Source organism: Novosphingobium resinovorum (assembly GCF_027922145.1).
GTDB lineage: Bacteria > Pseudomonadota > Alphaproteobacteria > Sphingomonadales > Sphingomonadaceae > Novosphingobium > Novosphingobium resinovorum.
Map to the genome: position 1 here is coordinate 61,842 of NZ_BSFC01000015.1, position 14,902 is coordinate 76,743.

Sequence of the window (14,902 nt, forward strand, 5' to 3'; positions counted from 1 at the left end):
TTCAGTTCGCTCGTGGCAACATCGAAGCTTTCGAACTGTGATCTCGACATCGTATTGTGTCGCGTTAGTCTGTACGAACTGAATCATGGGATAAGATGGGCAGGGTAAATTGCAGAGATCAAATTCAAAATCAGGTCTCAGCCTGCTCGCTTTGATGTTTGCCATCGGCTTGTCTTCATCTGGAATCGCGCAAGACGATGCGAGCGTGGAAGTCGTCTCTGAGGAAGTGATGACCGGGTATGCCGGTCTCGACACATCCAAGAATCTTTTCGCAACCGATGATAAGACGCTTCGCAAAGGACTCCTGGCGTCGAAGAAGGATATTGCCAGAGGTATTCGAGCAACTGCACCGGATGCATTTCGCAATTGGACGAGTGCACTGCTCGCTTCGCTTAGCCGAAATGATCTTGATGCCGCCAGCCATGAAATGGCGCAGCGTTTCGGACTGCCCGATGGCCCCGTACGCCAGTTGCTGCGTAGCTGGGCTCTGGTGTGGACGCATAAGTATGAATTCTTTGGAGATGAGCCCGCTGACGTTCGCAACCGCGCGCGCCTGATCGCCGGGATCAATAAGGCGCTTGATCAGGCCGACCACGATCCCCTCTTGGTGCAATTCGCAGCTTTTACCCTCGACGAAGCCAATGTCTGTGACAACAGCCTCCTCACGCTGCCCGGCACCGGCGCGGACCGACCCGAAACCTTGCGTTCGATTGCCGCCATAACCGGTTGCAGCGGGCCGTTGCTGGAAACGATCCGAACTGATCCCATGCACAGGGTCGCCGATCTCGCCCTATTGGATAGCCTACTTCAGAAGCAAACCGCATTGACATTATGGCTTCTGCGGCCTGAGATCAAACAGCACCTCGCACAGCCCGATCAGCGCATGTTCACGCTGGCGCTTACGCGCGACGCGATTGCAGATGCGTTTGCGCGAGGCTCCAACGCACGCGGGCTTGCGCTATACGACGCGCTTGATCCAGCAGGGCGCCGAGCGATGCAGGATGACACGCAAGCAGGATTCACCGCCATGATCGATGGCATTCCCGTAATCTTCGTCCCTGCCAGCGACGTTAGCCTGACCACAAGCCTTGCTGCCGCGCTGTACTTGGCGGATCGCAAGGATGAGGCTCGCGTGCTCATCGATGCCGACCCCAAGCTACCGGTCCAACGCAGGCTGGTTGATTGTCTTTTTGCGGCCCAGACCGCAAAGGATGCAAGTAAGGCCGCGGAGGGCTGCGGAGAAAGTGGAAATGTCCACGGACGTGATCCGGACATCGACGATCTGATCTTGTCATGGGCTATCAATGGACAGCAAAGCGATCCTTATCCCATGCTGGAGACCGGTTTCAGCACGAGTGGTTCCAATGCGAATGCGCCGCTTGCCAGCCTCTATTGCAGGTTGTTCGACGTCAACGTGGCCGGCAGCGTCTGTGCCGATGCGAAGCGTTCGGTCGCCTATGATCTGAAACCCTCGTCGTATGGAGACGATGAGGAAGTCGCGGCTCGAAATGCGCTAAAGGCGCTCGATCTGCCCGAATGGGATTCTATAGCCACACTAATCGAAGACGAACGCACCGCCAGCCTTGCAGCCTTCGACACTGGCGACACCAATGTCGCCTACATGGAGCGACCACCGATCGAGCCAATCTATCCGGCGTTCGCTCAGCATAAACTGCCGTCACAACTGATCACTGCCCGCTCCGACGAAAGAGTGGCCGAAGCAGGGAAAAGCAAGTGGCCCAAAGGTTGGGCGGCATTGCCCCGGGGATTCGAGCCCGTGCGCTGGGAGAGTGATAGAACCCGTGCCGTTGCTATCAGCCAGTCGGGTGCTTTCGATCGCGGCGGTGAAGTTGGCGGCGGCGGGTACTGGGTACACCTGAGTAACGATGCCGGCAAGACATGGGGAGAGGCACTCTACACCGGGCTTTCCGTCCGTTTCCCCTACGTGATAGCGCCGGCATCCAAGCTGCCACTGCTGACGGGCGATCACCTTCAGATCGAAGTCACGTACGCATTGCTGGATACCTCCAGCATTTCCTATCCCCCCGTGGGGCTGCGCACCTTGCGAAAAGAGGCGAACCTATGGCTGGATATTCCAATCGGAATGCTGAGCAAAGACAGTAATGGCGACGGTATTTCCGATCTGGTCTCCGCTCATTTGGGCGTGGACGGGCCCGTAGATGAAGCTCCCTTCATGTTAGGCTCGGATGTGGCCTCCTGCAAAAAGGACGCTACTGATCCGGTAGCAACGGTACGTCGAAAAGTTCTCCTGATGCTCACCGGCATCGATGAGGCGGCGATCCGCGAGCCAATCGACCGTAGTCCCGATGCACCGTTGCTTTCCGGGATCACGCGCGTTTCCACTGGCGAGAAATGGCCGCTGTTCGTCAAAGGGCGTCCCGCTGACTTGGCTTGCATGCCCCCCTTGCCGATGCCCGTACTGGTCTACGGTGGGAAAGGCGAAGAGGCCCTGCAACGGCGCTCGCCCGACTTCCGTCTAATCGAATTGCCCGCACTGGTCATGAACCGGGAGAAGTCGCGAGGCTACGCGATTTGGTCGACCGGTTGGACCGGCGGCACAATTTTGTTCTGGCTTGACGGCAATGAGTGGCACTTTGAGGCCATTTCAAGCTGGATCACGTGACGTTGCGAAGGAACCTGATCCGCAAGATTTTTAGGATACAAATGGCGATCTTGGCCAAACACTCTCTCGGTGCTGATTGGTAATTTCATTGTCTCCTGCGCTCCCGACCCTTTCAGCCGTTCTGCCGTTCTGCCGTTCTGCTTTCCCACTCTGGATGCCGAAAAGTGGCCGTAATGGACCGGAGGATGCCCGGATGCTAACTCCGGATCGTCGTCATTCGCTTGGGTTTAGCGCACCTCGCGAGTGATCGTCCTCTTCTGGTTGATGAACGCGAAGCCCGATCTGTAGGAGACGTAAACCGGTTCCGGCCCCCGCCACGCTGGGGGAGCCGGATGGCATCTGTTCTTAATCAGGCTGCAGCCTGCAGCCCCGATTGATCGTCCAGTTTCGCGCCCCGCATGGCCGCCGGGCGGTTTCGGCAACGCTCGACATAGGTATCAAGCGTATCGTCGGCCGGAAAGGCGCGACGACCGAAGGATAGCGCGCTGCCGATGAGCACGTCAGCCACAGTGAAATCGACACCCATCACATAGGGCCCTTGCGCCAGTGCGGTGCGCAACCGCGCCCGCACGGCGTCACGATTTCGCTGCGCCTGCGGTGCTCCTTGGAGAGTGCCCGACAGGCCTGCGAACAGCGCCTGCTCAAACTCTGTCGCATACCAAGCGATCCAGCCAAGGTATTCGCCGCGGCGCGGATCACCGATCGTCGGCGCGAGTGCCGCCTGTTCAAACGCGTCGGCCAGATAGAGCGCTATCGCCACGGCCTCTGTGATCAGCGCGCCGTCATGGACGATCGCTGGCACGCGCTTGTCGGGATGCGGGTTCGCCGGGTCGGGCAGCCCTTCGCCGGTCATGGGGCGGAAGATCGAGACCGGCCGGATTTCGTAAGCAGCTCCCAACTCCTCCAGCAGCCAGATGATCCGGGATGACCGCGATTGCGGAGCGTGGAACAGGGTAATCATAGATGTCTCCTCGACAAGCTTTCGCCCCGACACCGAGTGCGACGAGGCATTTCCCCTTGTATGGCCTCCTTACTGACAGCATTCTGTCAGCAGGAGGCCAGGGCATGCGCAGAGCAGACAGATTGTTCCAGATCATCCAGATTTTGCGCCGCTCGTCCGGTCCGGTGACGTCGGGCGAGATCGCCTGCGAACTGGAGGTATCGCAGCGAACGATCTACCGTGACATTGCGGACCTGATCGCCCAGCGGGTGCCTGTGCAGGGTGAGGCAGGCTTCGGCTATATCCTCGACGACGGCTTCGACATGCCGCCGCTGATGCTGACGCCGGACGAAATCGAAGCGGCCGTGCTCGGTGCACAATGGGTCGCTGGGCGGGGCGATCCGGCGCTGGCGAACGCAGCGCGCGATCTGATCGCCAAGATTACCAGCGTCGTGCCTGCGCGGCTTCGCCCGATCATCGCCCATCCCGCGATCGGAACACGGCCCATTGCAGCCCCGACACCGGACCGCATCGATCTGGCGCAAACCCGCTTATGGATCAGGGACGGTCGCAAGATCGAGATCGACTACCTCGACCAGCACGGCGCCAACACGGTGCGCATGATCTGGCCAATCATCCTGGGCTTTCTTGACGACACCCGCATGCTCGCAGCCTGGTGCGAGCTGCGTCAGGATTTCCGCCACTTTCGCGCTGATCGCATAATGGCGGCCAGATTTGTCGACGAACGCTACGACAGTCGGCCTGGAACGCTCCGCCAGCGGTGGAAACGGGATATGGAGAAGAGGCGAAATCTCGAGGGTAAAAGTTGAACCCTTCGAATGGCGTCACTCGCGACGCCCAGCTCTCATTCTGTCGTCGAACAAATCCCGCCTTTCAGATCACAAACTTCGTGACCCGACTGCAGAACGTCCATTATTCCAGCGGTGTCCGTCCTGATCAGCCTCTTATCGCGCGAGCCAAATGATGCAGTAACTGCAGGCGGCACTTTTAGCGCTATGCGTGATCGATGCTGCCATCACAGAGGGGATCTCCCTCCAGTTCGCCGATCGCTTCATTTCAGCATCTCCGCTTTTAAGCATCAGGCTGGCTCCCGGCGAAGCATGTACTTGAAATCGCGAGATCCTTGATGTCATCCTTCCATGACAGTTCATACGTGACGAGGAAGCCGTCATGGTCAGATAGGCTCGGTCCGCTTGGCCCTCCATCGAACATCGCTTCGACCCGAACAGGTCGTATAGATACTGCATCGCCATTCCAGAAAAACTGCAAATCCTGCGTATCCATCCATGGTTCGTCACCGTCCCATGACATGCGTACATCGCAGCCAGATTGCGGATCCGCACAGACACGATGGACCAGTCTTAAGTCCTGATATCGTGAGAAACCTTCCCAGCGCGGCTCGGAATGACGCATGTTAAAGTCGCCGCCAAAGATCAACGGGAAGGCATCGTCATGTGTATTGTTGATGAATTGCGAAGCCTCCTGCGCCTGACGATCATGGGCTTCAAGGTTCCGCTCTGCAGGAGCCCCCGAGGCCCCGCGTGAATTCATATGCGTGTCGTAAATATCGATGGGGGTCGGAACGCCCGGGATCGAAATCTGCGCCAGCATGATCCCCTTGTTCGCCAGGCAGTCCAATCCCGCGCACGAGCGACGCCCATACGCCTGCTTGCGCACTTGGGTGATCGGATATCGTGAAGCCACGGCGAGCCCGCTCCCGGACAGATGGATGCCTATCTCCCCTCGCTTGATATGGGATCGACCCGGTAAAGGCTCCTTGTTGGAATTGCCTGGAGCCGAGGTGCGATGCGGACCAGAGGCAATTGCAGGATAACCGCTGTCGGCAATCGCACGCTTGGCCGCCCCGCTGAACATTTCCTGGAACAGGACGACGTCAGGCGCTCGACCTTCGGTCCGCAACTCGGCCAACCGCTGGGCTATCTTACGCAAGTATATCGCTCGGCCAGACCGGGCCGGAAAACCCAAGCCCTCGATATTGTACGTCAGGACGGACAGAGTGGTAGACTTCCTGTCATCATCAATTGTCTGCAAGACGGGCGCGCTTGTCGATGAGCAGGAAAGTTCCCGGTATGGCGAGGGAGTAGCGCATGCGGCAAGACTCGCTGCTGCGAAGATTGTGAGCGGCATTCGTGATACGGCCAGCATGCTACCCCCGGGCTTTCCGCAAAAACAAGCGCCAATTCATCGCGAGATCATCATAGCGCCATTCGCGAGTCAACGAAGGCGGGAAGGCCAAACACACGCTGAAAACTGTGAGTAAAGCATGAGCGCCCCTTCCCCCCGACCGTTCCGCCGAAGATTTCTCATTCCTAGGCTCAGGAGCTATTAAAATATCTGCAGAGCAGAGGATCGGTTGATTCAATCGTGGCGTGAGGAGGCATTGCCCTGATGCTCGACGCCTTGCCTCAGGCCAAAGCCCTGCTCGGCGACTGAGGCTATGATGCCGACTGGTTCCGCAAGGCGCTCGCGGAGCGCGACATCACCGCCTGCGTCCCGTCAAAGAGGAACCGAAAGGTCCCGATAACACACGATGCCGTGCTCTATCGCCAACGCCGCAGAATCGAGAACATGTTCGCCAGGCTCCCGGATTGGCGCCGCATCCATACCCGCTACGACCAATGCGCGCGCACCATCATGCCCGCCATCTGCATTGCCGCAACCATCATCTTCTGGATCAATCAATCAGTCCTGAGCCTAGATAGCCGTCGCAAAGTCCTCGTCTTTTCATGTCGCGGCATACCGATTGCTCAGTCATCCCACCATCAGTGCTTCTCAGGTCCCAGACATCCTAAACTGCATGCCCTATAGATGGCATGTCGCCGATTGACCGCATCCAATTTGGTGCAAGCATTGCGCATGTGAAATCGTACCGTGGAATGACTGATATGCAACGCTTCCGCGATACCGTCATCCGTGTTGCCCTTCGCACATAGCATGAGTACGTCATGCTCACGCGGCGATAGGGCGGGCGTTGCGCGAATGAGTTTCGACTCCATAGATTGCCTCCTCCATTCAATCAGAGACATTCTTATCCGTCCGTCCAACCAGGCCTTTTGAACCAACGACAACCACCCTGGTGTCACGCCGCGGCGTATCCTCCATCGACGTGGATCGCATCGCCGTGGATATAGCGGGCCGCTGGCGATGCAAGGAAGGCCACGGCCTCTGCCACTTCGACAGGTTCCACGAACCGGCCAAGCGGATTGGAGGCCGCCACCCCGGCCCGCAGCGTCTCGACAGGTGTGCCGCCGGTGATGCGCGAATAAGTGGCAAGAATATCATCCATCATCGCGGATTCAACGACGCCCGGATGCACGGAATTGACTCGGATCGGGTGCTTCAACGCGGCGAATTCCACCGCCGCGACCCGTGTGAGCATCCGCGCCGCTGCCTTGCTGACGCAATAGGCCGCGCTGAATGCCGAAGGGCGATCCGACGCGCCCGAGCACAAGTTGACGATCGCCGCGCCGCCCTCACGGCGCCCGCCACTGCGCGCCAGCAGTGCAGAGGCCAATTTGAGGCCCAAGAACACGCCTTCCACGTTCACTTGCTGGCAACGGCGCCAGTCCTCCAGCGTCATCGCGTCGATGCGCTCCATCGGTGCGATCCCGGCGTTGTTGACGAGGATGTCCAGCGCGCCGTGGCGGCTTTCGATGGCGGCAAGCGTCTGCGTCCAGCTGCCCTCGCTGGTAACATCCAGCGGCAGGAAGCCGTCGGCAGCCCCTTCCGGCGCGCGCAGGTCGGACCGTAGTACCGTGGCGCCGCGCGCCTCCAGCAGCGTGCATACGGCGGAACCGATATCGCCGTTTGCGCCGGTTACCAGCGCGATGGCGCCGTCCAGCCGAATCTTGTCCATCATCAGGCCTTTGCGAAAGAGTAGACGGGGTCGGCCGAGCCACGCGTTCCATGCAGGTCCAGTGCGGCGTACATGCCGCCGGTCATATCCCGCGTGCTGGGTTCGGCGCGCAGCCAGTCGAGCACGAATGTCCGTTCGGCAATGCGCCATTGCCCGTCGCGCCGCTCGAACCGGTCGATGTATCGCCCGCCGGTCAACGTATCGGTCTTATCTTCCCCGCGCGAAGTGGACACCGCGATGACATAAGTTTCACCCACCGCGCCATCGCCTTCCACTTTGATCCACTGGTTGGCGATGGAGTGAAATGTTTGCTCGTAATCCGCTTCTACCACAGCGCAGATTTCCGTCGCGAACGTCGGCCCGTCACCGTTGAAGGCGCCGCTGACGACAGTGCTGTCGGGATGGAAGACCGTGCCCAGCAAAGCGGCATCAGCGCGATCAACGCCACGACAATAAGCCATCGTCAGGTCCGCGATCTGCTGACGCGAGATCACCGCGTCGATAGTGCTGTCATCATACGTCATCGTTCCCACTCCTCTCGTGGTGATTTTAGCGGTCGCTTGGGCAAGCAGGGCGATACCGGGATCGGCGCTGCCGTGGCCGCCTGAAGGGACATGGTTCTCAAGCGGCCCCAGTCCGGGGATCGCCAGCCCTCCGGTCCAGTTGATGCTGGTGTCCAGCACATATGTCCGATCATTCATCCGCCACTGCCCGTCGCGCCGCTCATGCCGGTCCAGATAGCGACCGCAGATCAGGTGTTGCGTGGCCGGTCCATCTTCGCCCGCGCTGGAGGCGTAAGCCATGATGTAGCTTTCGGACCACGCCCGATCGCCCTCCACTTCCGTCCACATCTGCGCGGTGCGGTGCAAGGTGACCGGCCCGGCCTTCTGTGCCCCGCACAGGATCGTGACAAACTCCGAGGCCGGACCTGCATAGAAGCGGTAGTCCACGGTTCCGTCGGGGTGGTAGCAGTCCGCCAGCAGCCCGGCATCGGCACGGTCCACGCCCCGGCTGTGCTGGGCGAGGACGTTGGCGATGGCCTGCCGGTCCGCGATCTGCGCAATGTTCATCCCACCGTCTCCCCGTTGTCGATAACGATATGGGTGCCGGTGATCTGGCGCGATTCCTCGGACGCGAGGAACAAGACGAGGTTCGCCACATCCTCCGGGCGGCCCTGACCATGGGCCTGCACCTGATCGAGCCCGGCATTGTCCTGCGGCAATTGATCCAGCGCCTGCCGCGTCATCGGCGTATCATGGGCGCCCGGCGCGATGGCGTTGCAGCGGATCGCGTAGCCCTGTTCCTGGCAATGTACGGCCACGCTGCGGGTGAGCGCGATGATGCCCGCCTTGGCCGCGCTGTAGGCGGGGATCGCGCTGATCCCCTTGAGCGCGGCGACCGAGGCGACGTTGATTATGGAGCCTCCCCAAGGACCATTGGCGCCCTTGGTCATGTGCGGGATGGCGCTCTTGCAGCCAAGGAAGCAGCCCTCGACCATGACCTGCATCTGCAGGCGGAAGGTGTCGAGATCGCATTCCTCGACATTGCCGAAGCGCACCAGCCCTGCATTGTTCACCAGCACGTCGAGCCTGCCGAAGCGGGCGACGGTCTGGGCCACCACGCCCTGCCACTGCGCCTCGTCGCGCACGTCGTGTTCGAGGAACAGGGCGTCCGGGATCGAAGCGGCGACCTCGCGGCCGAGGTCGGCCTGCAGGTCGGTAATGACGACTTTCGCGCCTTCCGCCGCCAGCAGCCGGGCGTCGGCGGCGCCGAGGCCGGAGGCTCCGCCGGTGATAAGGGCGACTTTGCCGGATACGCGGTTCATGGGATCTCCCAATTCGTCGTCCCGGACTTGATCCGGGACCGGTGACTGTCTTCAGGCTCGGACTGGCCGGGCCCCGCCGATAGGTGGGTTGTTCCCGGCCAGCGGTCCCGGGGCGAGCCCGGGACGACGGCATTCTCAGAACTCGAAACTGACCGAACCGCCCCACTGGCGCGGCGGTGCGTAGCCTGCGAGGCCCGCGTAGCCGGGGCTGTCGAACACCGTCGACATGTAGCGCGAATCCAGCAGGTTGGTCGCCCACAGACCCACCGACCAGGCACCGCCGTCCGGCTTGTAGGTCAGCGAGGCATCGACGAGATGCGTGGGCTGGATCTTCGAGCGCGGCGTATCGAGGATCGCGGTGTAGTACTTGGAACTGGTGTAGGTGTAGCTCACGTCGCTGACGAGGTCGGCGCCGTTACCCAGCGGGATCACGAAGTTAGCGCCGAAGCTGGCGTTCCACTTGGGCGCATTCTGCAGGCGGTAGCCTTCCAGATCGAGCACCTGCCCGGAGAGCGGGTCGGCATAGAGGAACTGCTTGTACTTGGCATCGAGGTAAGCCAGCGAGGCGCGCAGCGTCATGCCCTCCACCGGCACCGCCGTGGTTTCCAGTTCGAAGCCCTTGATCTCGGACTTGCCGGCATTGAGAATGCGGTTGCCCTGCGTGTTGGTCGTATCGTCGAAGTAGATCTGCGCGACCTGCATGTCGCGGTAATTGGTGTAGAACGCCGCCAGGTTCACGCGCAGGTGCCGGTCGAGGAAGTCGGCCTTGATGCCCGCTTCGAAAGTATCGACCTTTTCCGGATTGTAGGGCGTATCGCCGTCCGCCGGGACGCCGACGCGCGCGGTGAAGCCGCCCGACTTGAAGCCCCGCGCCCAGCTGGCGTAGAGCAGCGCGTCGTCGGCCACTTCATAGTCCGCGCCGAGTTTCCAGCCGACGTTGTTCCAGCTCTTCTTGCCGCCCACGGTGAAGCTACCGATGACGGTGTTGCCGATCCCGGTATAGTTCGAGCCCGCCGGATCGCCGATCGAGGTGATGAGGCTGGGCGTCGATTCCGTCTGCTCGTGCGAATAGCGGATGCCCGCCTGCAGCTTGAGCCTGTCAGTCGCCTGCCAGTAGCCCTGCGCGAAGCCGGAGACCGAATAGTTGTCCTGATCCTGCAGGTTGATCTGCAGCAGGCCGGGCGCGGCGAACTGCAGGCGATAGGCCTGGATATGGTCGTAGTGGTTCTTGAGGTAGAAGCCGCCGACGAGGACGTTCAGCGTGTCGGTCAGTTCAAGGTTGGTGCGCAGTTCCTGGCTGAACTGCCAGCCCTCGGTGCGGCGGTAGGTGTCGTTGAGGAACAGCGGGGTGCCGTCCTGATCGGTGAACTCGCGCAGCGTGAAGTGCTTGTAACCAGTGATCGCGGTCCAGTCGCCCAGGCCGGTGTTGCGCCAGTTCATGGTAAACGTGCCGCTGTAGGTATCCATGTTGGAGGTATCGGGAACCGAGTTGTTGGCGCCGTAGTACTTGTCGGGCGCGGTGCAGCTTCCGGCGGTGGCGCAGGGGCTGACGTACATGCCGCCGGTGCCGGGGCCTGCCGTGCCCGGTGCGGTGTAGAGCGCCTCGCCCGGCCGCGCGCCGTTGATGACGATGGGCGAGCCGTTGCGGGCGTTGACGTATTCGCCCTGCAGCGTCGCGTCGAAGTTGGAACCGGGCGTGAACTTCAGATAGGCGCGCACCGCGTCGAGGTTCTTGCGGCCCATGTCAGAGCCGTCCACGACGTTGGTCACCCAGCCCTTGCGCTGCGTGTGAATGCCCGCGACCTTGAGCGACAGCACGTCCTTCACCAGCGGCGCCTCGATCGAGCCGGTCAGGTCCATGCGGTTGTAGTTGCCGTAGACCGCCTTGACGTGGCCGCCGAAATCGCCGGTCGGCTGCTTGGTGACGACGTTGATGACACCGCCCGTGGTGTTGGCGCCGAACAGCGTGCCCTGCGGCCCGCGCAATACCTCGATGCGGTCGACGTCGTAGAGGTCGAGTAGCGCGCCCATCGAGAAGAACTGCGGCACCCCGTCGACGACGATCGACACGGTGTTGCCCGCATAAGGGTCAGGCTCGATCACGCCGATGCCGCGCACGGTGAAGACCGCGCTCTGCGGGGTATTGGCGAAGTTGTCGATCTGGACGTTGGGGATCTGGCCCTGCAGCGCCTGCAGCGAAGTGCCCTGCGTCGATGCCAGCGCCTCGCCGCCGACGGCGGTGATCGAGATCGGCACGTCCTGCAGGTTCTCGGACTTCTTCTGCGCGGTGACGACGATCTCCTGGATGCCGCCGGACTGCGTTTCGGCGTCCTGCGCAAAGACCGTCTGCGGCACGAGAAGCGCGGCGGCGCCAAGTGCGAGGCGTGAGCTTGCGTTGAGCCAGATGTTCATTTCGTTCTCCCCTTCGTGTTTGTGGTGCGCGTCAGCGCATCCCGCGCGCGCAAGAGCGCGGGGCTTTCGTCCGGCATTCCGGTGCGAAAGAATGGGGCCGCCCCGGCAAGGGAGCGGCCCGGGGTGGAAGGGCGCTAGCGCCGCCCCTCCAGGTAATCGTTCAGCACTTCATGGAAGAAGCGCACCCGCGTCTCCTGCGCGGCCAGATAGGCGTCGGTGTACCCGCGAGAATACATGCCCTTCTGCTGGCCTTCCGCCAGAAGCATGTCCTGATAAACGATCTGATCCTTGATCTCGGGCACGCCGCGGCCGTTGTCGAAAGCGCGGTGCTGCATCTCCGCCTCGCGCAGCGGCTGAGGGCCGGCCATGACCGATTCCACCATGGTCTGTCCCTCGACCGGGAAGGCCATGCACCACAGATCGAACGTGCACTTGTTCGGGTCGGTGGGGTGCGGCTCGGTGCGGAAGAAAATCAGGTTGTCCGGCAGGAAGCTGATGGTGACGTTGGGGAACATCACCGTGTGCGGGCTGTCGGTGATCTCCTCGTCGTCCATGTGCTCGTAGTGGACGTAGCCGCGCTCCTTCCACAGTCGCTTCTTGGCGGCCTTGAGGTCCAGCCAGCCCTGCATCGCCTTGGTTTCGTAATCCGGATAGGCGGCGGGATCGATATCCCACGCCTGCAGGATCATGTCGAAGGGATGCGGCACGCCGTCGGGGAGACGGTCCGACAGCGAGGGACGCATCGGCTGCACCGTACGGCCATGCCCATTCGCCCACATCTCGTGCCGCGCGGTATCGACGTCCTGGTCGATCCATGGCGGCACCTGCGGATGCGCGGTGCGGGTGTGATAGCTTTCCGAGAAGTTGTCGGTGGCGAACTTCCAGTTGGTTTCGAGGTCGATCTTCATCCAGAACACGCGCACCGCAGTGTCCATCGGATAGTTCTTGTAGAGATCGGGCATCGGCGCGAGGTAATCGAGAAGCTCCGGCGCCTCGTCGTCCATCGTGTACCACACGAAGCCGCCCCAGGTGGCGCAGCGCAGTTCCTTGAGCTTTAGCTTGCCGCAAGGATTGCCCTGCGGGAAGTCCTGCGGGTCCTGCGCGTAGTTCAGCACGCCGTCCTTACCCCAGACCCAGCCATGGTACGGGCACTGGAACGAGTCCTGCGAGCTGGCATCCCACACCAGCCGCATGCCGCGGTGGCGGCACGAGTTGTAGAACGCCTTGATCGAGCCGTCGTCTTGGCGGACGCAGAAGACGGACTCGTTCATGAAGTTGTGCACCACGTAGTCGCCCGGCTCTTCCAGTTCGGCCGTGCGGCCAGCGACATGCCAGATGCGGGTCCACATGTGGTCCCATTCGCGCTTCATGAACTCGACCGAGGTGTAGCGCTCGCCGGTGATCGGGTCGCCGCGAAGATTGTCGGCATCGCGTCCGTCGATCATCATTGCGTCAATGTCTTGCTTTCCCATCTGCCATCCTTCTCGAAGAAGCATGACCGCCTGAACTGCTCACCCTTTTTATCAGGTGGTACAAGTCTCGTCGGTCGCTTTCATCGAAGCCCATCGCCCGTCTTTAGCGGATCATTTTTGATGATCTGGATGCAGAATATCAAAACTGGTCATTCGACCAACCTAGTATATCTGTCAGGCTCATCATCCGACGCCGCCATCGGACTCTATGGGAACGTGTCAGTGCGGAATTTCTACAGCCTATCCCTCACCGTCTAAGCCGTAGACCGCCTTCGCCAGTAGCCAACTTTGCGCAACTTGAATGTCAGCAACACCGGAAATCGGAAAAATCTGAACGCGATTGCGATAAATTATCGAGATGGGTCGTCCAGCTTCAGGCGCATACCTCAAGCCTATCCAGATACTCCAATCCACCTGTAAAGAAGCAAAGCGCAGGCGCCGCCATCTCCTCGAGGCGGTCCACAGAATGATGGTTATCACTCAAATCGTCCAGAAACCCAGGATCTTGCACCATGAATATTAGAGCGGCCTCTATAAGATAAACTCCGGCAAGGAGGTTTCTCTCGGAAATACCCGGCCGCTGACGTTGGATTCGATCCGTGAGCATCTCTGAGATTACGCCAAGTTTAGCCAAAATCGGACGCAATTCCGGCATGCGGTATGCGCTCATCAAATGCGATGTCATGACTATGTAATTGCGCAGCGGACTATCTACCGAAGCGGCAGCCTGCATAAATGGAAGGATGAACGCAGAGACGATCTCTTCCGGTTCGACACATTCGGCCCCCTCTTCCGCATCGGTGATACCAGCAGCTATCGTTTCCCGCAGTAGCCCAAGCTTTCGGTCGAGCGCTGCTTCGAGAATTAGATGCTTATTGCCGTAATGATAATGTAGCACTCCTATTCGTACACCGGCCTCCGAGGCGATATGTCGCAATGATGTGCCCAGATAGCCGTTGCGAGCAAACAGGATTTCGCAGGCATCCAGAATCTGGCTTCGAGTGGCATCTCCTTTAGCGGAGACTGGAGCACGATTTGGATTGACCGGTTTTTTCATCTTTGGGTCGCTCCAATCTGTACATCCATCAACCGGCGATTCATTGATCTTTCGGACTTTCAATCAATTATTTGCACGAAGCAGACCTCATCTCGGTGCGAATCTGCGAGCTTGTACGAATTGGACCTTTCGAAAATTTTATCGTTGAGCGCACGCTTCCATCTAATTCTGCACCCCCGGGCGAAGCTGGAAATGACAAGATTGCTTCACGCCTTAAAAACTACAGCCGACCCTTGCTTCCGTTCAGCCGACGATTGCCCGTCCTCAGGTACGGAACGGTAACTATTCCGGCGGGTGTCGACCAAATTAAAGCCATTCAGAAGCGAAGATGTAGGCTGGTCTTATTTCTAGGTTCCACTGTTCGACAGACTTGAACCTGCCGGACGGCTACCTGCAAATTTCAGACATGCCCGTGCTCTTTCCGTTCGGCGCGGGGGTGATCGACTACCGTAGAGCACAATACCGGAATGCACGAAAAATCACATGACCCTGACCTGCCGCGAAAAGCGCCGGCCTCAGACTGAGCAGATTATCGACAGTGTTGGCATTGTAACCCGAGACGTAGCTGCGCACGCCGTGGCGGGTCCATGCCTTGCCATCGTAACCGCTGAACCCACCCCACGTATTCCGGGAGCTTGCTGATGGTTAGGCTCG

General features: G+C 60.3%; 11 protein-coding genes and 1 pseudogene. 3 read left to right on the plus strand and 9 right to left on the minus strand.

Features of this window, described 5'->3' with window-relative positions; genetic code table 11:
- The first annotated feature begins 154 nt into the window (after positions 1 to 154).
- A complete protein-coding gene (locus PKE80_RS09445) occupies positions 155 to 2,644 on the plus strand; it encodes a hypothetical protein (protein ID WP_271182280.1) in 2,490 nt (829 codons plus the stop codon).
- Positions 2,645 to 2,993: 349 nt separating this feature from the next.
- On the opposite strand, the gene PKE80_RS09450 is transcribed toward PKE80_RS09445, so the two are convergent.
- Positions 2,994 to 3,605 (minus strand): glutathione S-transferase family protein, encoded by a 612-nt coding sequence (locus PKE80_RS09450; protein ID WP_271182281.1) that lies wholly within the window; start codon positions 3,603 to 3,605, stop codon positions 2,994 to 2,996.
- A gap of 104 nt (positions 3,606 to 3,709) precedes the next feature.
- Here PKE80_RS09450 and PKE80_RS09455 point away from each other — a divergent pair, with 104 nt between their 5' ends.
- Positions 3,710 to 4,414, plus strand: coding sequence for a helix-turn-helix transcriptional regulator (locus PKE80_RS09455; RefSeq protein WP_271182282.1), 705 nt, complete (start codon positions 3,710 to 3,712; stop codon positions 4,412 to 4,414).
- 262 nt (positions 4,415 to 4,676) lie between these two features.
- On the opposite strand, the gene PKE80_RS09460 is transcribed toward PKE80_RS09455, so the two are convergent.
- Positions 4,677 to 5,771 (minus strand): endonuclease/exonuclease/phosphatase family protein, encoded by a 1,095-nt coding sequence (locus PKE80_RS09460; protein WP_309298980.1) that lies wholly within the window; start codon positions 5,769 to 5,771, stop codon positions 4,677 to 4,679.
- Between the two features lie 300 nt (positions 5,772 to 6,071).
- On the opposite strand from PKE80_RS09460, the pseudogene PKE80_RS25320 reads away from it, so the two are divergent.
- A pseudogene (locus tag PKE80_RS25320) lies at positions 6,072 to 6,434 on the plus strand (transposase); the annotation flags it as partial.
- Here the strand turns inward: PKE80_RS25320 and PKE80_RS09465 are convergent.
- From PKE80_RS09465 to PKE80_RS09495, 7 genes are all read right to left on the minus strand, one after another.
- Positions 6,389 to 6,652: a helix-turn-helix domain-containing protein gene (locus PKE80_RS09465; protein ID WP_309298981.1), complete on the minus strand. Its 264-nt coding sequence runs from the start codon at positions 6,650 to 6,652 to the stop codon at positions 6,389 to 6,391. The pseudogene PKE80_RS25320 and the gene PKE80_RS09465 sit on opposite strands and share 46 nt — an antisense overlap.
- Before the next feature lie 53 nt (positions 6,653 to 6,705).
- On the minus strand, positions 6,706 to 7,485 hold the full coding sequence (locus PKE80_RS09470) for an SDR family NAD(P)-dependent oxidoreductase (RefSeq protein ID WP_271182284.1): 780 nt from the start codon (positions 7,483 to 7,485) through the stop codon (positions 6,706 to 6,708).
- Complete coding sequence (locus PKE80_RS09475) at positions 7,485 to 8,552, minus strand: nuclear transport factor 2 family protein (protein WP_271182285.1); 1,068 nt, start codon at positions 8,550 to 8,552, stop codon at positions 7,485 to 7,487. The genes PKE80_RS09470 and PKE80_RS09475 overlap by 1 nt, the downstream gene beginning before the upstream one ends.
- Positions 8,549 to 9,307 (minus strand): SDR family oxidoreductase, encoded by a 759-nt coding sequence (locus tag PKE80_RS09480; RefSeq protein WP_271182286.1) that lies wholly within the window; start codon positions 9,305 to 9,307, stop codon positions 8,549 to 8,551. The genes PKE80_RS09475 and PKE80_RS09480 overlap by 4 nt, the downstream gene beginning before the upstream one ends.
- 135 nt (positions 9,308 to 9,442) lie before the next feature.
- On the minus strand, positions 9,443 to 11,719 hold the full coding sequence (locus tag PKE80_RS09485) for a TonB-dependent receptor (RefSeq protein WP_271182287.1): 2,277 nt from the start codon (positions 11,717 to 11,719) through the stop codon (positions 9,443 to 9,445).
- Between the two features lie 134 nt (positions 11,720 to 11,853).
- A complete protein-coding gene (locus PKE80_RS09490) occupies positions 11,854 to 13,191 on the minus strand; it encodes an aromatic ring-hydroxylating oxygenase subunit alpha (protein ID WP_271182288.1) in 1,338 nt (445 codons plus the stop codon).
- Positions 13,192 to 13,564: 373 nt separating this feature from the next.
- A complete protein-coding gene (locus PKE80_RS09495) occupies positions 13,565 to 14,248 on the minus strand; it encodes a TetR/AcrR family transcriptional regulator (protein WP_271182289.1) in 684 nt (227 codons plus the stop codon).
- Positions 14,249 to 14,902 lie beyond the last annotated feature (654 nt).